This is a genomic window from Arthrobacter sp. NPDC056886, from assembly GCF_042788715.1.
Classification (GTDB): domain Bacteria; phylum Actinomycetota; class Actinomycetes; order Actinomycetales; family Micrococcaceae; genus Arthrobacter.
Map to the genome: position 1 here is coordinate 216465 of NZ_JBHUBT010000002.1, position 20246 is coordinate 236710.

A 20246-nucleotide genomic window follows, 5' to 3' on the forward strand; every position below is an offset into this window, starting at 1 on the left:
CGGGCGCGTCTAACCCGCGATGTCATGTCGCTGCCCGTTTTCTTGCAGTAGCTGTGAATCCTGTTGCCCCCTGCGTCTGGAGAAAGAAATTTCTAAAGGTCCCTTCCCGTGACCGGTTCATCCCGCCGACGTAGAATCGTGCTGGACAAGGAGCGCCGGGCGGCGCAGCGCCACGGCCAATCCAAGGAGGACCCTATGCGCCATGCAACGACCAGCCCTGAGGCTGCCGCCGCCGCACAGACCCTGTTCCGGGTCGCCCTCGGAGGCGTGCTCATCGCTCACGGATCCCAAAAACTCTTCGGGTGGTTCGGCGGAGGAGGCATCGAAGGCACCAGCAAGGGCATGCACGCCATGGGCTTCCGCCCAGCAAAACCCAGCGCCATCCTCGCAGGCGTGGGTGAAGCAGGAGCCGGTGTTGCCCTGGCTCTGGGACTGGCCACTCCGGCCGCCGGCGCCGCCGCTGCCACCACCATGGGAGTCGCGGCCAGCGTCCATGCCCCTAACGGCTTCTTCGCCACAGAGGGCGGCCTTGAGTACCCCGCGGTGCTGGGCCTGGCGGCAGCATCCTTCACCATCGGAGGGCCCGGACCCTTCTCCCTGGACTCGCTCACCGGTCATGTCCTGGACCGGCCCTGGATGCGGGCGGCTGCCTTAGCCGTGATACCGGCAGCCATCGGGATCCAGATCTACCGCCGGCGTAAAGCCCTGGCCAACGACACGGTGGCACCGGATTCCGGATCCCCGGTGGAAGAAGGCTAAGCCCATCCCGACACGCCCTGGCCACCCATGCATTGGCCAACCAAGCCACTAATTCAGCAGTCTTCTAGGGGGAATCTGCCACGCAGGGTCAGCGCCAGCCGAGCTGCGGCGCCACGTACTTCAGGATCGACTCGATGACGTGGGCGTTGTAGTCGACACCGAGCTGGTTCGGGACCGTGAGCAGTAGGGTGTCTGCCGTGGCGATCGCCTCGTCCTCCGCCAGCTTCGCGGCCAGCTCCTCCGGGGCACCCGCGTAAGACCGGCCAAAGACCGCGCGCGTTTTCTCGTCGATATTGCCCACCTGGTCGGAGCTGTGGCGGTCGCGGCCGAAGTATTGCCAGTCGCGCTCGTCCGTCAGTGCGAAGATGCTGCGGCTGACCGAGACGCGCGGCTCCCGCTCGTGCCCCGCCTCCTTCCAGGCCTGCCGGTAGAGCTCGATCTGCTCTGCCTGCTGGACATGGAACGGCTTGCCGCTCTCGTCATCCTTGAGCGTAGAGCTCTGCAAATTCATGCCAAGCTTCGCCGCCCAGATAGCCGTGGCGTTCGAGCCGGAACCCCACCAGATGCGCTCACGCAGGCCCTCCGAGTACGGCTCCACGCGCAGCAGGCCCGGAGGGTTCGGGAACATCGGTCGGGGGCTCGGCGCCGCGAAGCCCTCGCCAGTGAGCACCTCGAGCAGACGCTCGGTATGCCTGCGGCCCATGTCGGCGTCCGACTCGCCCTCGGCGGGCGCGAAGCCGAAGTGACGCCACCCGTCAATGACCTGCTCGGGTGAACCCCTACTGATGCCCAGCTGCAGCCGGCCGCCCGAGATCAGGTCGGCCGCGCCGGCGTCCTCCGCCATGTAGAGCGGGTTCTCGTAGCGCATGTCGATCACGCCGGTACCGATCTCGATGCGGCTTGTCCGTGCCCCGATCGCAGCGAGCAGCGGGAATGGGGAGGCGTATTGCTGCGCGAAGTGGTGGACGCGGAAGTAGGCGCCGTCCGCCCCCAGCTCCTCGGCCGCGACCGCGAGGTCGATCGCCTGCAACAGCGCGTCCGACGCGTTGCGCGTGCCGGACTCCGGGTGGTCGGTCCAATGGCCGAAGGACAGGAATCCGATGTTTTTCACACCACAAACCAACATGGTGGCGGCGGTTCTTATTCCCGCGGGGCCTCAGCCTCGGCCCCTTCCCGCGGCACGGGCAATCGATCGTCAATAAGAACCATGAATTTCCGGCGAAACTTAAGCCAGACCCCGAATTGAGCATGCCAAAGATGCGTGGCTGTGAGGGCGCGCCCAGCCGCAGTTAGGTGAGGTCGGTTGCCTGTCCGAGCCACGCCAGCTCCGGGACTCCAACTTGCTGCAGGAACGATCGGGACCCTGGCCTGGGGGCGGAGTTCGGCGCTTACTAAGCGGCGACCAAGACCCCGTGGAACGCATCCGCCGTAGGAGCCAGTCCCGGCAAACTCACCCCGACGCCGGGCGCCGCCGAACCGCAACGGAACAGTCTGAATATCCCGGTTCACCGCCTTGAGCCGGCCCACCGGCCACTACTGAGGACAGTCAACCCCGTGCCCGGGCACGGATGGGTATGACGGCCCCGCCGAAGGCCCCTGCTAAATATCCTGAACCCAGCCCGGCCGCTCGGTGTCGGACCTGGCGCCGATCAGCGGACCAGGCCCGCGACGAGATTGATCGCCGTGGCCAGCACGATGGCTCCCAGCACATAGGAAAGCAGGGCCTGACGCAGCGCGGCATACCGGATGGCGTCCGTGGTCAGGTCGGTGTCGGACACCTGAAATGTCATGCCAATGGTGAAGGACAGGTACGCGAAGTCCGCGTACCTGGGCGGATTCTTCTTGTTGAAGTCCACACCGTCCTTAGCCAGGTAATAAAGAGTGGCATAGCGGAGTGTGAAAAGGGTATGGACCAGGAACCAGGAGAGGGCGACGCCGCCCAGGGCAACGCCAATGATGAGCGCTTTCGTTCCCCCCTCCGCAGGACCTGCCTCCAGCAGGATGAGTGCAACGCCGCAGAAGCTGCCCATCGTGGCCGCGAGGACGAGAATGTCGGAGGCGAACCGGCCGGGATCCTCCCGGAGCGCGTGGGCAGAGGTCTCCGACGCATCAAGGCGCCCGATCACGGACCAGACCCAGACTAGGTAGATCAGCGACGCGGCCGCCCACCCGAGGGCCGGGGCATAGGCCCAGGAGCCCAGAAATCCCACCGCAACGGCCGCGGCCAACCCGCCGGCTGCCATCACCGCCAGCCGAACCCGAGTGCTATTAACCGGGGAACTGTACCTACGAGTACTCACGACCTGCGCATCTCCGAATTGAACAGCTGAACCCGGGCCGCAGCCGGCGCCGCCTTCGCCGAGCGGCGTCCGGGCTGGAGGGGCGGCGCACAGGCGCTTCCAAAGATGAGCGTCAGGCAGCCCTCAGACACCCTGTAAGCCTTCCCATGCCTCCATCATCGGGCACTCCAGCCCGCAGCGCTTGGAAAACGCCTGTTAGCGGGTCGATCTGCGGCAACGGGAGTGTCCGTTTAACGGTGGATCCACAGTTGGCATTTAGTTGATTCTTCCCTCGAAGGTGATGGCGAAGGCATTCCGTGCCGGCTTCCACCGTGTGGCCCATCGTGCCCTGCCCTTGCCCGTCGAGTCCAGTACCCGGGCCGCCAGATACAGGCACTTCAGAGCCGCTTACTCGGTGGGGAAATGACCACTGGCCCTGACCGCTCGCCGGTAGCGGGCGTTCACGGACTCGAGACAGCGAGGTGCCCACAACGGGGTTATGGACCCGATCGATCCAGATCTGGCGCTGGACTTCATCAGGGCCGCGGAGAGCGGGTGCCTATCCGCGTGGCCACCCCGGATGGAAGGCCGGGCTCGAGCCTGCCAGCGCTGGCGGCCCGGGCTAGCGTTGACGTGGTCACAGGAACACGGGGATTCACGCGCTATGGTCGGCTCGGGCCGGGGCCTGAGGTCTTCTACCAGGCGGCCCCATCCCTGGGATGGATCGACGGTCTGCCGATCAGGTAGCCCTGTCCGGCCGCCATGTCGATCCCTGCCACGGCGGCGAGCTCCCCGGGCGTTTCGATGCCTTCGACAACAAGTTACGCATCGATCTGGCGGGCGAATTCGACCAGGATGATTTGGCTCTCCGCGGTCCTGCTGATCTGTATCGCAGTGGCATCTCTCTGAACAACCCGCACCTCAGCTACTTCGCGCCCTAAGCGCTCGGGCTGAGACGCTACCTGCAGGTTGGAGCCACGTGGTCCGACGTGGACGACAACACCAGAGATCCCCTAGTAGCTCGGGCTCACAGCAACCCAATCGATCAGGCAATGTCAGAGGGACGGCTACGCGAACAGGGGCCCTTCCACTGATGGAGCGACGTTTGTGGCTGCCGCGGGGCGTGGTCAGCCGACGTGGATGCGTGGTCTGCGGGCCGGGTCGGGTTCGTGCTTCCGCAGGATCTCGCGCACCACGGGCGGCGTGTCGCCGCGGCCCAGGAGGAGGTAGCGCATCAGGTGGGCCAAAGGGCTCCCTTCCGACCACTCGAAATAGGCGTGCGGAATGACCCCTGTGGTGTCCCGTAGTGCCAGGAGGATGGCGGCGATGGCGTTGGGCGCTGCCGGGCTTTCGGCGCGCAATATCCGGAAACCGTTCACTTCGACCCCTTTGACGTCGAGCGCGCCGCCGAAGTTGGACGGATCGATGATGTCGATCTCGACAAAGATGATGTCCGCGGTTCCGGGGACTGCGTTCTGGCCGCGCTGGTCCTGTTCCTTCTCCGCGTATTCCTGAACGTCCCCGGCCTGGCGCCGGTTGGCGATCAGGTCCAGCGCGCCGTCGTAGTCCAGAGAGTCCGCGATGAAGCGACGGGCATTGTCGTCGAACCGGATCACGTCGGCCCGGAGCTCGGTCGTCCGTGCGACGCGGGAGACCAAAGAAATAGCCACAATGCCGAGGATGAAAAAGATGGAGATGGTGAGTCCGTCCGGCTTTTCAATGATGTTGGCGACTAACGCGTAGAGCAGGATCAGGCAGAGCAAGGCGAAGGCCAAGGTTGCCCGGCGCTGCCGGCGCCGGTGGGCGGAGATGGTCACGGCAACTGAGCCGGAGACCATCATGGCCAGGACCCCGGTGGCGTAGGCGCCGGCCTGCGCGTTGACGTCGGCGTGGAAGGCAATGGTGATCAGAATGCAGACGGCCGTATAGACGAGCACCACGGGCCGGACTGCCCGGCCCCATTCGGGGGCCATGCCGTAAGAGGGAAGGTAACGCGGAACGATGTTGATCAGCCCTGCCATGGCGGAGGCGCCGGCGAACCAGAGGATCAGGATGCTGCTGACGTCATACACAGTGCCGAAGGTGCTGCCCAGTTGCTCGTGGGCCAGATATGCCAAGGCGCGTCCGTTGGCCTGGCCGCCGGGCCCAAATTCTTGTGCGGGGATCAGCACCGTGGTGACGAAACTGCTGCCAAGCAGGTAAACGCTCATGATGGCCGCCGCTGCCGTCAATAACTTGCGGGTGTTCCGGATCCGGGAGGCGAGCCGTTCCTCAGCGGTCTTGCCTTGGGCCGCGACCAGCGGCATCATGCTGACTCCGGTCTCGAAGCCTGACAGCCCAAGGACGAGCAGCGGAAAGGCAATCAGCGCCGGTCCCAGGACGGCTCCGGGGCCACCCAGTGCGGACAGGTCCCCAGTCCAGGCCGCCAGGGTTGCAGGGTCATTGACCACCCTGATCATTCCGGCACCGATGACGACGGCGTTCAGTAGGAGGAACACGGCCACCAAAGGGATGGCGACGACGACGGCCTCGCTGAAGCCGAGGAGAAACACACCGCCCAGGATCAACAGCAGCACCACGGTGATTGGCACGGCCTGACCGTGCAGAAAATCGGGCAGGTACGGGTTTTCCAGCATGTGCACCGTGGCGTCTGCCGAAGAGAGGGTGATGGTGATGATCCATGAGGTGGCTACGAACCCGAGCAGGATCAGGACGAAGATTTTTCCCCGCCAGAACGGCAAGAGGTGTTCCAGCATCGCCACCGAGCCCTGTCCGTGAGGGCTCTCTTCGGCGACCCTGCGATACATCGGCAGCATACCCAGGAGAGTGAGGGCCACGATCAGCAGTGTGGCGAGCGGTGACAACGCGCCGGCCGCCAAGGCAGCTATCGCCGGAAGGTAGGACAGTGTGGAGAAGTAGTCCACCCCTGTCAGGCACATGACCTTCCACCAGGCCTGGGGGCGGCCGTGGTCCTCATTCGCTTCGGGTCCGACGACGGGCTGGACCCGGTCCTCCAGCAACCACCTCGTCAACCGGCTGCCGGTCCCCGCCTCCGTGACCTGCCTCCTGACCTCCGCCGGGACGGAGTGACGACCTGTACCGCTCATGTGCCTCATCCCCATTCCCCTGCCAGCTCCACGGCACCAACATCCCACAAACGCCCTCTGCAACATAGCTGCCACCTGACGACAAGCATCACCACGGTTCCAGTGCTCTGCATTCGACCACTCTGTTGGCAAGAACTTCGAGATGTGTACATGCTTCTGTCCCCGGGCAGTGCTCCGGTCTGGCGATGGATGAACTAGTGCAAGCCCAGCTCGCATTGAATGTGGAGGATCTTTCCGGGCGTCCCGGGTTCGATGAACAGTTCCTGGGTGTCGGGGTTGGCATTCCGGCCCTCGTCGGGGTCGCGTCGGTCCTGCTCCCCCAACACCCACTTTTCCGTCCCCATGCGGCTGGACAAGCGTCTGGCCGCCGTTACTGCGCTCGGAATGGACGGCACCAAGCTGATCGATCTGGACCGGTCCGGGATCCAGTGGAGACTGGATCCGCGGCTGCGCGCGGACCAGCAGACGGGCGAGATGGTCTACGCCGGCAACGACATCGACCGCGGCCACCTCGTCCGCAGGGCATCAGCAGTATGGGGCGACACCCTCGAGGAAGCCGCCCGGGCCAACGCAGACACGTTCCACTACACAAACGCAGCCCCGCAGGCGGCCAAGTTCAACCAGGGTATGGACCTCTGGCTCGGCCTGGAGTCCTGCCTGCAGGACAACGCAGCCGACAACAGCCGGCGTCTCGTCGTTTTCACGGGCCCGATCTTCGGTGACACCGACCCCGTCTACCGCGGCGTGCAGATTCCGCTGAAGTTCTTCAAAGCTGCCGCCTTCATGCACCACGGCTCCCTCGCCGCCACCGGATACGTCGTGGACCAGACGCCACAGCTGGCGGACCTCCCGGACGTACCCCGGCCTGGAGCACTCGACGAGGCTCCCCCATTGGGTCCGTTCCGAACATTCCAGGTACCCATCAGAGACATCGCGGTACTGACCGGGCTAGACCTGGAACCCGCTCCCCGGCGTTCCAACAGTACGGCGTCCTTGACTCTCAGACGTCCGGCGTCGATTGCTGGCGAGGCTGCGGATGACGTTGAATGTTGCCTATGGTCGACTGGCTTCTACTCTCCAACCTCGGCACCGCTCTCGGCACGACGGTGCTCGCCGTCGCGACGTTCATCTCCACTCGGTCAGCCAACCGGTCGGCGCGGCTGGCCGAGCGCGCACTGCTGAACGGATTGCGCCCCATCCTGCTGCCTTCCAACTGGTCGGATACCCCGCAAAAGGTGCGGTTTATGGAAGGCAAGTGGTTGGTCGTCCAGGGCGGCCACGCCGCCCTCGAGATCGCCGACAACACCGTGTACCTGGTGATGTCAGTGCGCAACGCCGGCACTGGGGTGGCGATCCTGCACGGCTGGCATCTGCCACCGGACGCCAGGGCTCCGCTGGCACCAGTCGAGGAGTTCCACCGGCTGACACGCGACATCTACGTGCCATCCAACGACGCCGGCTTCTGCCAGGTCGCCATCCGGGACCCGGAGTCGGCCGACTACCGTAACGCCACGAAGGGCGCCGCCGGCGACGGCTTCACCGTCGACGTGCTCTATGGAGACGCCGAAGGCTCGCAGCGCGTCGTCTCGCGGTTCTACATCACACCAGGACCCGCGGGCCTTGGCCACGACGAGGACGACACCGGGTGGCTGCTGATGGTCTCGCGCCACTGGAACCTCGATTTGCCGGCGCCGCGCGGCTGACCCCGCGTGGAATCGCCAGGCGCGGGATTTGTCATGGCCGAATCGACCACATCTGAATCGCGGCTCTCGCAAACGACGGATTTTGAGAATAACCGGAATTGAGAATCGCCGAGACGGCGCGGGTAGTGCTTTCCAGTGGCTCCGGGCCCGCGGAAATCCGCCCTTGCGACGAAAATCGCCAACCTAGCGCCGTGGTTCTCACAAATAGTCCTCGAAACTGCACAGTCAAGCTAGGAGTCCGAATCGAGTTATGAGAAGGGCGGACGTTTCGGCAGCCCAGCCCCCATTCCCCTGGGCTTCGTCGGGGGTCTCTGACATTCTTACCGTCGGGATTAGCTGACAGAATGGTGCGCACCATGGTGCTGGATATCAAAAGACAACGAACACGAGGGCTTGGCGGCCGCCGTTGCACTAGACGGGCGGTTGTCCGCATCATCGACAAGTGAAGGAATGCTGGGTAAGGGCATCACCGGCAACTACAAGCCGGACAAGATGATGCCCGACTACTAAGTGGTGCCGGACAGAGAGATCATCGGCTGGCGCGGGCCTGTGAATGCGGCTGGCAAGGCGAGCTGTGGGGGCGCGTCACGTCGCCTGCTGCCCGACTTCAGCAGCCGCCGGGCATACCTGTCCCCCGACGATTTCGCACATGCTTCCAACGAAGTCGAAAACGCCATCCACGACGAATGGAAAACCCATCTCGCACCGCTGGAAGCAGTGGCCGGAGTGAAGGCGGCAGCGCGTGAATACAACCAAGCCGGGCACCGGCTGGACAAGACCGTGAGAATCCGTCAGGGCTGACCCCTTCCGGACTGTCTTCGCTCATCGGAATGCCTGATGCACGGAGGCTCCGCGCGAACACTCGGATGCGTGGCGACCTGGTCCCGCCGATACGGCGGCGCGGTTTGGATTACGTCGCCAGACCATCGATGATGTTGGCGAACTCCATTTCCGCGTGTCGGGTCTGCAGGCCATGGTGCATTGCTGCGTTGATGCGGTGTTGCGTCTCGGCGTTGCGCACCTCCTCGCCGAAGAGATCGGAATCTCGACGGAAGTCGTCGGTCGGAGCGAGGGTGATCGCGTTGATGCGGTCTTTAATCGCGAGGACGCCAGCGGGAGGAAATTGCGCGATCCGCTCGGCGAGGGCCCGAACGAAAGCACCGAGCGCATTAGCAGGCAGGGCTCGATTTATCCAGCCGTAGCGTTCGGCGAGGTCTGCGGAGTAATCCTCGGCGCTTAGCAGGACTTCGAGGGCGCGTGCGCGCCCCATGAGCCGGGCGAGGTACTGGGTTGCGCCGCCGCCGGGGATTTGACCGAACGCCGACTCGAACTGCGCGAAGACGGCGGACTCGAGCGCGGCGAAGCGCATGTCGCACGCCAGCACGAACTCGCTGCCTCCAGAACGCACACGACCCTCGATCTGCGCAATGGTGACGAGGCGACTTGCGCTTAGGTAGCGGAACAGGAGCGCAATTGAAGGGACGCCAGTCAACTTCGCCGCTTCTTCCCGGTACTCCGGGATCCGCGTCAGGTCGACATGTGAGATGAAGTAGTCAGGGTCACCGCTCCTGAACACAAGCACCCTGCAAGCCGCGTCAGCTTCGGCTCGCTGGATTAGCGAAACGAGATCGCGAACCAGCTCCGGACCCAGGAGGTTCATGGGTGGGGCGAGGATCTCGGCGAACAGGACCGCGCCGTCTCTCTGCACGGTGATGGTATCGAAGGTCCAGGCACCCGGTGTCGTGGAGGTAGTCACGCGGGAAAGGTCCGGTGGTTGTACGCGAGGGATGCGTCGATGTCGGCTGCACCATCGGCCGGGTACTCGAACTTTCCGGGCTCCTGCACGTCCTTCAAGTCAAACATGCTCATCTTGACTCCGTAGTGGCTGCAATCCAGCCAATCCGACTCGTAATTGACGAAGATCCTGCCACCATTGCGTCTACTGGGCAAGACCGTGCTTTGACTGCTGCTGGACATCCGCCCCGGTTGTAATCCTGATGGGGCCGCCGTCCTCCTGACCGCCTGGGCATCGGCGGAACTCCGCTCCGCGTCCTCCCTGGTCGACAATGCGCATGATACGACTTCCAGCGTTCCGGCCCCGAACCTCGTTGCGCTGCTCTTCGGCGCCGGACAGTTCGCCGTCTTCGCCTTCCTCCCGCAATTCTTGCAGGCCCCGTTGGCACCGGATACGGCTTCGGCCCCACCGTCACCGAGGCCGGCCTTCTGATCCTCGTGGACAGCCCCGCTGCCGCGGTGGCGTTTCGAAGAGTTCAGCCACCCAGTTCGGCGAGCCAGTTGAGAGCCGAAAGGCTGGGCATGAAGAGGTACTCCCCGCCACGGAGGACGTTGAAGGTCTCCAGGCCGTGTATGCGCCGCCTGACCGGTTCCTTCGGGATCGTAAAGATTCCCTGCTCCTCCTGGAGTCCGATCACGGGATCGCGTTCGTCGCCCAGGCTCATGAAGTTCCCGTTATTTATCCACTCCCTTTGCAGGAACTCGATGGTGTCCATCGCCCGGGCCCCTATGAAGATGAAGTAGATCCCGTGTGGCGTCTCGTCGTCGCGCTCGGTGAGCGCGGCGGCGTCGTATGGTTCCCCGTAGGTCGTGCTGCGCCTGATGATCCGGTGAAGGTTTACGTCGGCGAGCTGCGCCAGAGCTGTGTCGCGGGGGTTCATTCGCCGCATGTGGGCGCCGAACGGAACGCGTCGGCCATGGTTGTCCTCATCGTAGGTGAAGTCATTGTTCCTCTGCGGGTCCTGGCCCAGGCCGGGGTCGTCCTGCTCGGGCGCCAGAGTGAGCGGCGCACCACTGCGCCAGCGGCCCACGAGCTTCGCCGCGAGCAGCTCCCGCTCCTGCTCGGTTCGCCCGTTCGCCTGCAGGAACCGGTTGAACGCTCCGACCCGCGACTGGTACTTTCGCACCCCCACGAACGTGCCGTTCCGGGCCAGCACGTCCGGCTTTGGCATGAGAAGAGGCACCCCGGCCTCGCCGGGATAGCCGAAGATGAACTCGCCGGCCTTGATCGGCCGTCCCTGACCCGGCAGCGGCTCGACTCCGCTGCCTTCAATGGCCGGTTGGCCGATCAGGTCCTTGTAGCCGAGCGGGTTGCGGTCCCCGGGCTGGGCCCCGAAATCCTGGACCTCCAGTACGGCCGTCCCGGACAGTCCCTGATACTGCTGCCGCGCCGTCGCCATGGCGCGGTGCCACTTCTCTCGGTCGTCGCTGAAGATGCTGAGCTGAATGTGGATCCGACCGGTTCCGAACGGTGCATCCCAGTGCTGCGGGTCGTTCGGGCCGGTGTCACCCAACGCGTCTGAGCGCGCGGACATCCCCTGTCGAAACTTCTCTGGAAACGACTCCAGCGAGTCCTCCGGGACACCCAGGGCCACCAGCCCGGGATAGCTGATGGCAACCGCGGTCCAGGCGTTTCCGGCCTGCCACCAGTCGGCGGCGGAGTCGATGTACGGCGCGAGCCGCCGCAAGAGCTTGCGACCGGCGGCCGCGACGGAGACGTGCAGCATGACATGCGTGCCGAAGTACGGCTCGGGCCGGTAGCGCAGCACCGTCGCCTGGATGTCGTCCAGCCCAACGCTGACGGCGCTGCGCCGAGGACCTCCATCGGAGTTGCTTAGCAGTGACATGACCCGTTCCTCAGGTTGAGGTTCTGTGTCTACAAGGCTCCGTCCCGCCCCGGACCCAAACAGCAGGGGCAGAAACGGCTGGTACGTCGTTGACGCTCAGCCGATCTTGTCCAGGAACTCGTCCAGGGCGTTGCCTACGCGCTGCAGGCGCCGGGTCTCCACCACGGTCAGGCCGGGGTTCGCGACATACCAGGCATCAGCCGCGATCTGGTACTTGACGAGGAAGTCCTTGATCGAGGGGTTGCGGATCCCCGGCCAGCCCTCGATGGCCGAAAATACGATGTCCATCAAGTCCGGAATTTTGGTCGCGAAGTCGTTGATGTAGTCGTCCCAGTCGCCGTCATAGGCGGTGGCGAAGAGCAACTTGGTGTCGTTGTCCAGGAAAACAAAGCGCATGTCATGGACGGTGCCGACCTTTTCGGCGCCTTCGAAGTTGCCTTCCAGCATCTCCAGCAGCCCGCGGAGCCGCTTGGCTGCGCCCGGCTCGACCGGAGCGATCATGGTCAGTTCCGAGACTTTCCCCTGGCGCCGGCCGATCCGCCCGGCGCTGTCCACACGCGGTGCCGACGGCCGGGTCTGCATGTCCGGGATCGCGTTCTCCAGCGCCGCCCGCGCGAATTCGGGTGCATCAACGAAGAGTTCCCGCAGTTTCTCAGCCTGCTGCTGGGTCTCGCTGGACTGCTGCGTGGCCATGGCAACCTCCTTTTGTGACCGCCTTCGGATGTCATGGCGCTTGGTCCGGCGCCTGTGTCGGAGTGGAGGATTGAGCCGTGACGGCCACTGATGGCCCAAAGACCTCGGCGAGATTCCCGGACGCAGGCACGAGATCTACGTCACACACCAGGTAAAAGTGTATGACCCGCCGAGCAACCCCAGCAAGGTACAACTGCCGGAATGACACTTCAGTGAGTGAACGCGCAGAACCGACAAATACGACTAACCGGTCTATGCGATCGTCCCCTCGGTAGCCACGTTCCGCGCCGCGATCCGCGCCTGGGCAGAGCACCACCGCTTCGGCACGGTGATCACATCGGGCGTCTGCCTGGGTGATTCCATCATTGGATGCTGAATCCCCGCTCGACGCTGGACTGTTTTTCAGGTTGTTCCCAGCTGAAGGCTGACTCGATAGAGGGCGTGCTGATGTCGGGAACGGCAGAAGCAGCTCTTCGCTGCTTCTGGAACCTAAACTCGCCCCGGGTATAGACTCTGCCGTATCTAGCGCCGGGTGGCGCCTCCAACCTTGGTGTGATCTAGGCGCACGGTTCAACTCATCGAAGACAACAAACGCGTGAGTACGTGCAAGGAGAATCATCATGCCTTACAGCACCGCCCCTGACGGCGCGCAGATATTCTACAAGGACTGGGGAACGGGACAGCCGGTGGTGTTCAGCCATGGGTGGCCGCTCAACGCCGATGCCTGGGACGTCGAGCTCAAACTCGTTGCCGACCATGGCTTCCGCGCGATCGCGCACGACCGGCGCGGACACGGACGCTCGACCCAGACCTGGGACGGCAACGATATGGATACCTACGCCGCCGACCTGGCCGCACTGATCAACAGCCTCGACCTTCACGATGTCATCCTCGTCGGTCACTCCACCGGCGGCGGTGAGGTTGTGCGCTACGCAGCCCGTCACGGCGATGGCCGAGTCGCCAGGATCGTCACCGCCGGCGCTGTCCCGCCGGTGATGGTCAAATCCGAGAGCAACCCCGAAGGCACGCCCGTCGAGGCGTTCGATGAGATCCGTGCCGGGGTTTTGGCCGATCGGTCACAGTTCTACAAGGACCTGTCCGCGGCGTTCTTCGGAACCAACCGGGAAGGTTCGGTAATCTCCCAGGGTCAGCGAGACCAGTTCTGGCGTCTGGGCATGCAAGTGGGACTCAAAGCTGCCTACGACTGTGTCAAGGCGTTCTCCGAGACCGACTTCAGCGACGACCTCCGGGGCATCAAGGTGCCGATGCTCATTGCCCAGGGGGATGACGACCAGATTGTGCCCATAGCGGCCGCAGCGAAGAAGGCTGTACATCTGGTCGGGGATGCCGAGCTGAAGGTCTATCCCGGCGCACCTCACGGGATCGCCGGACCGTACCAGCAGGCGTTCGATAAGGACCTGCTCGACTTCATTGGCAACTGAACCGGTCAGCCGCCGTTTCGAGCCGAAGGAATTCCGGCCTCAGCCGACAGCGGCTCCCGCGCGGCACACAGCGACGAATTCACCACCGCTGCCCGGACGGCTCCGATGACCTTAGTGGCACTCACATGCACATCGACATCCACGGGGTCACGCACGCCTGAGGCGCTTTTAGTGTCCGCTCGTTCGGGGCCTACCGTCCGGCACGCACCGACATCAACTAGCGGCCTTTGGTGGTGCCCCTGCACGGGCCAGCTCGATGAGGTTGTCACTGGACTTCGGAAGAGCCCACGCGGTGGTTGCGACCGTGAGCTCCGCCCCGCATGTTTGGCACCAGGCACCGGAGAGGGACTCGGCTCCACAGGTCGTGCAGATAATGCGCATTAGTTTATCACTCGGCGACTGTGTGTGCCTTTGCGCCCACACGGTGAGCGCATGCAGAACAGGCAGCGCATCGGTCCCGGCGGCAGTGAGGCGGTACTCATTCCGGGGGCGGGTTCCCGCGCTGTAAGGCTCGGCGGTCAGAACCCCCGCCCCGACCAGGCGCCGCAGGCGTTCGCTCAGGACATTGTCGGCGACCCCCAGTTCCTTCTTCATGCCGTCGAATCGGTTGTTGCCTATGAACACCTCCCGCAGGACAAGCAGGGACCACGGATCACCCAGGACGTCCGCGGCCCGGGCGATGGGGCAGTTGTCTTCTGACCAGCTGGTGCGAAGCGGCATCAGGATCCCTTCCAGTGCGGTACTTACTTTCTTGAAGCAAGTTTATTTACTTTCTTAAAGAAAGCTTGTACCGTGATTTTACGTGCCGCCAACGGAACGAAACAACCCCCGATCACCGCGCCGCGATCTCTCCCCCCACTGACGACATCAGCTCCGAGGAGTACGGAATGACAGTTACCGACATCAGAACCGGGCCCGCAACGGCCGGCCCTGGCGCCCCCTCACCGGGCCTACCGTCACCTGCCGACCCTTCGCCCGCCGCCCCGTCGGGCATGCTGCCGTTGAGCCTCTTCGGTATTCCGCTGGGCCTCGCCGGATTGGGCGCCGGATGGTCAGCGGCCCGGGCCACTCTCGGGGCGCCGGCCTGGCCGGAGGAAGTCCTCTACGGCGCGGCCAGCGCCATCTGGCTCATCCTGACCGCCATCTATCTGCTGCGCGGCCTGCGCCGCAAGGGAGCCTTCCGCGCCGATCTCCGGCACCAGATAGCCGGCCCGTTTGCATCCTTCATCCCCCTGGTGGGAATCCTGCTTTCAGCCCACTACAGCGAATACCTTCCCGCGATAGGTCCTTGGGTCTGTGTTGCGTTCATAGCCGCGCTCACCGGCGTGGCCACCCAACTCTTCGCCCACTGGATCACCGGCGGAGTATCAATGCAATCCATTCACCCCGGCTACTTCCTGCCCGTCGTGGCCGGATCCTTCGTCGCCAGCATCGGGTTTTCCAGCATCCACGCCCACGACGCGGCGCTGGCCGCCTTCGGCGTCGGCGCCTTCTTCTGGCTCGTGGTCGGCACTGTCGTCACGGTCCGGCTGATGACCGCAGGCGCTCTTCCCCCGGCGGCCAAGACCGGCCTGTCGGCCTACCTCGCCGCGCCAGCAACCGCAAGCGTCGCCTGGATAGTTTCACACCCGGGACCCATGGGAGCGCTGCAGCTGGGCCTCACCGGAGTGCTGACCATCATGTTGCTCACGCAACTGTTCCTCATCGGTGAGTACCGCAAGCTGGCCTTTAGCCCACTGTTCTGGGTCTTCACCTTCCCCGTCGCCACCACGGCAAACTACGCCGTCCGCTGGTTCGCCGCATCGAACCTTCCCGGCCGGGAAACCTCTGCCTGGATCACTCTCGCTCTGGCGACCGCATTCATCCTGACGATCGCCGCCCGCAGCGTGGTGGCAGCCATCGCAGGCAATAGCGAAAAACGCCGGAACAACGCACCGGCCCTCGTCTAGAACGACCCGCCGCCAGCTTCCGAATCTACTTCTCCCAGGTTGGGCGACTCCTTGCCGGCCTTTGAGGGGGGCCGTCGACTGGGCACGCAGGTACAAATGACTCCTCTGAGTGCTGAAGTACTGAGGGTCCGACGTTCGTGCCGCCGCCTCGTGCACGGATGTGAGATTCCAAGCTACTTGGACCATTCCGCATTGTTGAACCCACTGTTTCCGCCCATATTTTGGACCTACGAAGAAGTCATTGTTCCAACCTAGTTGACCCTTTTGTCGAAGGAGGCCGGTCATCACCCTGGGACGCGCTCCCGATCGCGCCGCCGCCCGTCGCATCCACGTGGCCGCCTTTACACGTGGTCGAGCAGATGATCGCGCGGTGGGGTCCGGCTCGTAGGAGTGCGCCTTTCGTGGGTGATGACAGTGGCGGCCAGGGCGATGGTGAGGCCAATGACGGTCTCGAGGCCGCGCTCAGTCAGGAGGGTGATGATCGGGGCTGGCAGCATGAGATCGCCGAGCAGAAGGGCCATCGGGGTGAAGAAGACCAGGCCGAGGCTGTAGTTGCGCCCGGTCGTCAGTTCGGTGCACGCCTGGAGCGCGGCGATCACGATGATAGCGGCATAGCTGCTGGGGTGGGCGGCGAGGACGAGGGCTGCGACGCCGAGGCCGGCGGCGGTGCCGATCACCCGCTGGGCAGCGCGCGTGAGGCGGGCGTGCAGGTCGGGTGCCGACATGGGGACGGATGCCGTGACGAAGGTCCAGTAGGGGTGGCCGATGCCGCTGGTCGCGACGGCGAGGCCGGCGGCGGCGATACCGAGCAGATAGCGGGCGGCGTGGCGGCCCACCGGGTCGGACGGGCGTAGGCCGCGCCACGACAGCCGGTACCGCACCGGGTCGCCGCCGTCGCGGGCGGTCCGTCCCGGGAGGGCGAGCAGCAGCGCGAAGACGGCCGCGCCAGCCGCAGCGAGGGCGGCTGCGGGCACCGTGCTCAGCGCGATCGGGACCGTGGCCGAGGCTGTGAGGGCGAAGACCGGGTTGAGAGCTCCGGCCGGATGCCATCGGCCCAGCTCGGCTAGCACTACCGCGACGCCGGCCCAGGCGGCCGCGACCGGGACGAGCAGCCAGAGCCGGAACGGGACGGTCGCCACTAAGGCGCCGACGACGACGCCGACCACCAGCACCAGGCCCGCCTGCGCCTGCATGGCTAGGCGTACCCGAGCCGGCTCGTGTCGGCCGTACAGGGCGGTGAAGGCACCGATCGCCGCATACAGCAGCAGGTCGCCGCGACCGGACGCCAAGCAAGCCACCAGCGGCACGAAGATCGCCAGGCTTGCGCGCAGGGCGGTCCAATGGGCGCCGGCATGCGGGCCCAGGTCGAAGACTGCCGCCCGCCAGGACCGCGTGGGGGTGGCCTGCGTCATTTTAACCTTCCAAGGTGGTACAGGAATGAAGTACTTCAACGTTACTACACCTATGAACTACTATTGAGGTTGACCGAGGCGACGGCCACGGGGGCGCGGAGGAGCCGGATGGATCAGGATGCGGACGACCTGCCCGCTCATGGCGACGTCGTGGACCGGATGCAGCGTGAGTGGGCCCGACTGCGCCCGGACCTGAGCTTCACCAGCCTCGGGGTGATCCACCGCGTGCTGCGCGCTTCCCGCCTCATCCTCGAAGCCAGCGACGCCTTCCTCGCCGACTACGGGCTCACCCGTGGCGAGCTGGACGTGCTTTCCGCGCTGCGCCGTACGGGCGAACCTCTGAGCCCAACGGCGCTGGCCCAGACGCTGCTTGCCCCGCGCTCCGCGATCACTATGCGGCTGAACGCCCTCCAGGCTCGGGGACTGCTGAGCCGGACGGCCAACCCGGCCGACGGCCGCTCGTCCCTGCTCGTCCTCACCGACACTGGCGCCGCGCTCGTGGACGAGGTGATTCCCGCCCAGCTCGCCCTCGAAGATGCCCTACTCGCCGAAGCCCCGGCCTGGGCCATCGAGGGCTTGGTCGATCCCCTGCGGGCACTGACCTCCGTGTGGGAGCAAGGACGCGGCCACCAAGCCGGGTCCAGCAAGGACCGGCGGAACGGCGCGCTCGAGCCCTCCGGATGAGCCGCAGCAGCGCGCGCTTCGGGTGAGCATCAGCCGACGCGCTACCGGGTTCCGCGTGGTAGACCACCAACGGCGCTCTGCTCCAACCTGAGGACGAAGAACTACCGCGCGATGTGTCCTGTCGCCTGAGTCCACCCGTGTCTAGTCCGCGGCCGCTGCACCGGTCTGATCGGCGTCCAGACGGCCGAGAACGGCGAACCCAAGCCCTTGCCCGGTTCAACGATCCTCTCGGTGGACCAGCCGTAGGCGTGTCCGCTCATGCCGCATTCCGCGCGCGGCGCCGCGCCGGCGGCGCTCACGCTGCGGCAGCAAGTCCACGGCGGGTGCGCGCCCGTGACAGGTGGCGGAGGGGGTCGCTATGCACGCGACCTGGAGCCAGCCGGTAGCTGAGGTCGTGGTGTTCTCGAACGACTTCGCCAGCCTTCGGGACCGGCCGAGGCGACCGTGGGCGACCTCGACGCGCCAGGCGTGCCGGATGGGACGGAACACCGGCTGCTTGTCGTCCCACCCGACGCGGCGCACCTCGAGCCCGTGGTCCCGGCCCAAGGCACGGGCAGCGGCCGCAGTGACCCCGCGGTCCACCAGGACCAGCTCCAGCCGCCCGGTGACACCTTGGCCCGACAGGTGGTCCAGCATCAGCTCGCTGGCCAGGTTCTGCCACGGGAACCTTGATCGGGGCGTCCCTGGCAGCCAGCTCGCGGACCAGCGGGGACATCATTTTTTTGAATTGATGTCCCGGGACAGATAGGCCACGGTACGGCGCATGACTTCCGCTTCCTGTTCCAGGAGGAGGATGCGCTTGTTGGCCTCCCGCAGCTTCGCGGCATCGGACACGACGCCGGATTTCACGCCGTCTTCTTTGTCTGCGATCTTCATCCAGCGGTGCAGGGCAGCGGGTAAGACACCGAAGTCCTTGGCGATCTGGGTGATGGGCGCCTCACCCTTGCGGGCGACCGCGACGACATCGCGTCAGAACTCTTCGGGAAAGGCTTTGGGCATGATGAACATCCTTCCACCCGCAAGGATCAAATCCTCACAGGCAAAGTGTCAATCAAACCTTCAGCAGTCCCCGGCGTCACGTTTGCCAATTGCCTTGCTTGTTGCTCCACTCTTAGCTTCAACGACCCAGTAGGTGTTGTTCCAGATGGAGAAGGTTATCGGGCCCCTCCCCCAGCCGCGAACCTCGGATCAGCCGCCATAGGTCGCCCACTCCTGCTGGTAGTCCGGGTGGTCGGCGTAGACCATGGCCATGACGGTTAGCAGAGATGGGCCATTGAGTGCCTCGTATTGCCCCCAGTGCTCAATGAGTGACCGCTTCACTACGCACTCAGCCAAGACGCGTTCCGGTCCTACAAGTACGGCCGGAACTGGGCTATCCGGCCAGGGCACGAGGCTTGTATCGGCCCCCTCGTTTGGCGTGGATCGGGACCGTTCCTCCATCGCTTCCCGGGCTGCTGCTTCGTCTTCGCTGATGCGCGCTTCGAGAAACTCGGTGATGTTCATGGGTCCATTCTGCGGTATAGCTGCGGAGCCGGGAGTGGCTGAGGTTACGGAATCAACCGTTTGTGGTTCCTGTTCCTCGTCTCCCGCGCCCCGGGCTCGGCCACGCGTCGGGCAGCGGCGGCCTTCGCCTGCGGGCTGTTTGCCCCGTGCCGCCAACACCGAGAAGTGCCATCCGGCGGAGTGTTCGCGCAAGTTGCCTAGCGGAACGTGTGGCAACTGAAGGCTTCATCGGTCGCGACCGGGAGGTCATCAGGGTCCATTTCGCGTCGGCTACCGTGCCGGCAGAAGAAACAGAACAAGCCCACTTTTGCGGGAAGCGGGCTTGTTCTGAGGGGACCGCTCAGCACGCGATCCGGATGTCAAAGCACCTCTCGGCTACTGGGGACCGGCGTCCAGAACAAGCATCCGGGCGGTCTTGACGGCGCTCACCGCCCAGGTCCAGACTTGCGGCTACCCGCCATCGCATCACCTGTAAGGAATTTCAGTGTCGAGGTCGGTTCCCGGCCGGACTGCCATGATTGGAGCAGGCATGTCAGAACCTTTCGGTCCACAGGCAGGATCAGAGCTGCTGGCACAGACGGAGATGGTGTTCGAACCCAAGGATCTCGACCTCCTCAGTTTTGCGGTGAGCAGAGTCCCCGAGCTTTGCATCGGTGCATGGGCAGCCAAGCGTCGGCGAGAGCTTGGCCTGAAATACCCCTTTGAGGATCCAGACGACCTGATCAAGCTGCTAGCCGGCAAAGACTTCGTGGGCAGCGGGTACCGGATTCGCCCCAAAGATGTCACCCGCTACTTCCCGGCCGTGTTCTTTCCCGTCAGTTCCGACCGAGATCTGATCCGAAAGGTGCGGATCTCCTTAGTCCGGGCGGACTCTGAATACACATTGCTGAAGAGCCAGGAATTTGGGTCGGGCTTCATTTTGAAGGACGGCAAACAATGAGCCGGGCGCCCACCATCTGTGTTCCCGGCGTGTTTACGCAGATATATTTCTCGCTCTCCCTGACGGGCTATTTGGTGGTCCAGATGACAGGACTGGATCAGACAGTCACCTACGACGTCTACGAGTCAGTGCCA

The 20246-nt window shown here is 64.7% G+C and carries 19 protein-coding genes and 2 pseudogenes; 9 read left to right on the top strand and 12 right to left on the bottom strand.

The genetic code is table 11. The features are described 5' to 3' along the window. Positions 1 to 108 precede the first annotated feature (108 nt). Positions 109 to 759, top strand: coding sequence for a DoxX family protein (locus ACFRJ8_RS04135; protein ID WP_377984884.1), 651 nt, complete (start codon positions 109 to 111; stop codon positions 757 to 759). A gap of 88 nt (positions 760 to 847) precedes the next feature. Here ACFRJ8_RS04135 and ACFRJ8_RS04140 read toward each other — a convergent pair whose 3' ends face one another. The 3 genes and pseudogenes from ACFRJ8_RS04140 to ACFRJ8_RS04150 all read right to left on the bottom strand — a co-directional run. Then, positions 848 to 1870 carry an LLM class flavin-dependent oxidoreductase gene (locus ACFRJ8_RS04140; protein ID WP_377984885.1) on the bottom strand — a complete coding sequence of 341 codons (1023 nt, stop codon included), beginning with the start codon at positions 1868 to 1870 and terminating at the stop codon, positions 848 to 850. Between the two features lie 538 nt (positions 1871 to 2408). Continuing rightward, on the bottom strand, positions 2409 to 3002 hold the full coding sequence (locus tag ACFRJ8_RS04145) for a DUF1345 domain-containing protein (protein ID WP_377984886.1): 594 nt from the start codon (positions 3000 to 3002) through the stop codon (positions 2409 to 2411). Between the two features lie 312 nt (positions 3003 to 3314). Beyond that, positions 3315 to 3512, bottom strand: a pseudogene (locus ACFRJ8_RS04150) (transposase); the annotation flags it as partial. A 245-nt stretch (positions 3513 to 3757) separates the two neighbouring features. On the opposite strand from ACFRJ8_RS04150, the gene ACFRJ8_RS04155 reads away from it, so the two are divergent. Next, positions 3758 to 3979 (top strand): hypothetical protein, encoded by a 222-nt coding sequence (locus ACFRJ8_RS04155; protein WP_377984887.1) that lies wholly within the window; start codon positions 3758 to 3760, stop codon positions 3977 to 3979. 186 nt (positions 3980 to 4165) lie between these two features. Here ACFRJ8_RS04155 and ACFRJ8_RS04160 read toward each other — a convergent pair whose 3' ends face one another. Then, entirely contained in the window at positions 4166 to 6145 is a 1980-nt protein-coding gene (locus ACFRJ8_RS04160) for an amino acid transporter (protein WP_377984888.1), read from the bottom strand. A 267-nt stretch (positions 6146 to 6412) separates the two neighbouring features. On the opposite strand from ACFRJ8_RS04160, the gene ACFRJ8_RS04165 reads away from it, so the two are divergent. The 3 genes from ACFRJ8_RS04165 (at position 6413) to ACFRJ8_RS04175 (ending at position 8649) form a co-directional block, all read left to right on the top strand. Further along, complete coding sequence (locus ACFRJ8_RS04165; RefSeq protein ID WP_377984889.1) at positions 6413 to 7327, top strand: DNA/RNA non-specific endonuclease; 915 nt, start codon at positions 6413 to 6415, stop codon at positions 7325 to 7327. Between the two features lie 62 nt (positions 7328 to 7389). Next, the gene (locus tag ACFRJ8_RS04170) at positions 7390 to 7848 is read left to right on the top strand and encodes a hypothetical protein (protein WP_377984890.1); all 459 of its coding nucleotides are present in this window, start codon (positions 7390 to 7392) and stop codon (positions 7846 to 7848) included. A gap of 510 nt (positions 7849 to 8358) precedes the next feature. Beyond that, a complete protein-coding gene (locus ACFRJ8_RS04175; protein ID WP_377984891.1) occupies positions 8359 to 8649 on the top strand; it encodes a hypothetical protein in 291 nt (96 codons plus the stop codon). Between the two features lie 109 nt (positions 8650 to 8758). On the opposite strand, the gene ACFRJ8_RS04180 is transcribed toward ACFRJ8_RS04175, so the two are convergent. The 3 genes from ACFRJ8_RS04180 to ACFRJ8_RS04190 all read right to left on the bottom strand — a co-directional run bounded on the left by ACFRJ8_RS04180 (position 8759) and on the right by ACFRJ8_RS04190 (position 12182). Then, entirely contained in the window at positions 8759 to 9604 is an 846-nt protein-coding gene (locus tag ACFRJ8_RS04180) for an enoyl-CoA hydratase/isomerase family protein (RefSeq protein WP_377984892.1), read from the bottom strand. A 514-nt stretch (positions 9605 to 10118) separates the two neighbouring features. After that, complete coding sequence (locus tag ACFRJ8_RS04185) at positions 10119 to 11489, bottom strand: Dyp-type peroxidase (protein ID WP_377984893.1); 1371 nt, start codon at positions 11487 to 11489, stop codon at positions 10119 to 10121. 96 nt (positions 11490 to 11585) lie between these two features. Continuing rightward, positions 11586 to 12182 carry a hypothetical protein gene (locus ACFRJ8_RS04190; RefSeq protein ID WP_377984895.1) on the bottom strand — a complete coding sequence of 199 codons (597 nt, stop codon included), beginning with the start codon at positions 12180 to 12182 and terminating at the stop codon, positions 11586 to 11588. 620 nt (positions 12183 to 12802) lie between these two features. On the opposite strand from ACFRJ8_RS04190, the gene ACFRJ8_RS04195 reads away from it, so the two are divergent. After that, positions 12803 to 13624, top strand: coding sequence for an alpha/beta fold hydrolase (locus ACFRJ8_RS04195; RefSeq protein WP_377984896.1), 822 nt, complete (start codon positions 12803 to 12805; stop codon positions 13622 to 13624). A 213-nt stretch (positions 13625 to 13837) separates the two neighbouring features. Here the strand turns inward: ACFRJ8_RS04195 and ACFRJ8_RS04200 are convergent, their stop codons facing one another. Next, on the bottom strand, positions 13838 to 14344 hold the full coding sequence (locus ACFRJ8_RS04200) for a winged helix-turn-helix transcriptional regulator (protein WP_377984897.1): 507 nt from the start codon (positions 14342 to 14344) through the stop codon (positions 13838 to 13840). A gap of 167 nt (positions 14345 to 14511) precedes the next feature. Between ACFRJ8_RS04200 and ACFRJ8_RS04205 the strand changes: the two genes are divergently transcribed. Next, positions 14512 to 15573, top strand: a complete 1062-nt coding sequence (locus tag ACFRJ8_RS04205; RefSeq protein ID WP_377984898.1) for a TDT family transporter — start codon at positions 14512 to 14514, stop codon at positions 15571 to 15573. Between the two features lie 341 nt (positions 15574 to 15914). Here ACFRJ8_RS04205 and ACFRJ8_RS04210 read toward each other — a convergent pair whose 3' ends face one another. Further along, positions 15915 to 16985, bottom strand: coding sequence for an FUSC family protein (locus tag ACFRJ8_RS04210; RefSeq protein WP_377984899.1), 1071 nt, complete (start codon positions 16983 to 16985; stop codon positions 15915 to 15917). Between the two features lie 108 nt (positions 16986 to 17093). On the opposite strand from ACFRJ8_RS04210, the gene ACFRJ8_RS04215 reads away from it, so the two are divergent. Further along, positions 17094 to 17669 (top strand): MarR family winged helix-turn-helix transcriptional regulator, encoded by a 576-nt coding sequence (locus ACFRJ8_RS04215; RefSeq protein WP_377984900.1) that lies wholly within the window; start codon positions 17094 to 17096, stop codon positions 17667 to 17669. A gap of 216 nt (positions 17670 to 17885) precedes the next feature. Here the strand turns inward: ACFRJ8_RS04215 and ACFRJ8_RS04220 are convergent, their stop codons facing one another. The 3 genes and pseudogenes from ACFRJ8_RS04220 to ACFRJ8_RS04230 form a co-directional block, all read right to left on the bottom strand. Beyond that, positions 17886 to 18305, bottom strand: a complete 420-nt coding sequence (locus ACFRJ8_RS04220) for a hypothetical protein (protein ID WP_377985196.1) — start codon at positions 18303 to 18305, stop codon at positions 17886 to 17888. A gap of 28 nt (positions 18306 to 18333) precedes the next feature. Then, positions 18334 to 18668, bottom strand: a pseudogene (locus ACFRJ8_RS04225) (transposase); the annotation flags it as partial. Positions 18669 to 18857: 189 nt separating this feature from the next. After that, positions 18858 to 19172 carry a DUF6221 family protein gene (locus ACFRJ8_RS04230; protein ID WP_377984901.1) on the bottom strand — a complete coding sequence of 105 codons (315 nt, stop codon included), beginning with the start codon at positions 19170 to 19172 and terminating at the stop codon, positions 18858 to 18860. Between the two features lie 529 nt (positions 19173 to 19701). Here ACFRJ8_RS04230 and ACFRJ8_RS04235 point away from each other — a divergent pair. Continuing rightward, a complete protein-coding gene (locus ACFRJ8_RS04235) occupies positions 19702 to 20112 on the top strand; it encodes a hypothetical protein (protein WP_377984902.1) in 411 nt (136 codons plus the stop codon). The last annotated feature ends 134 nt before the right edge of the window (positions 20113 to 20246 follow it).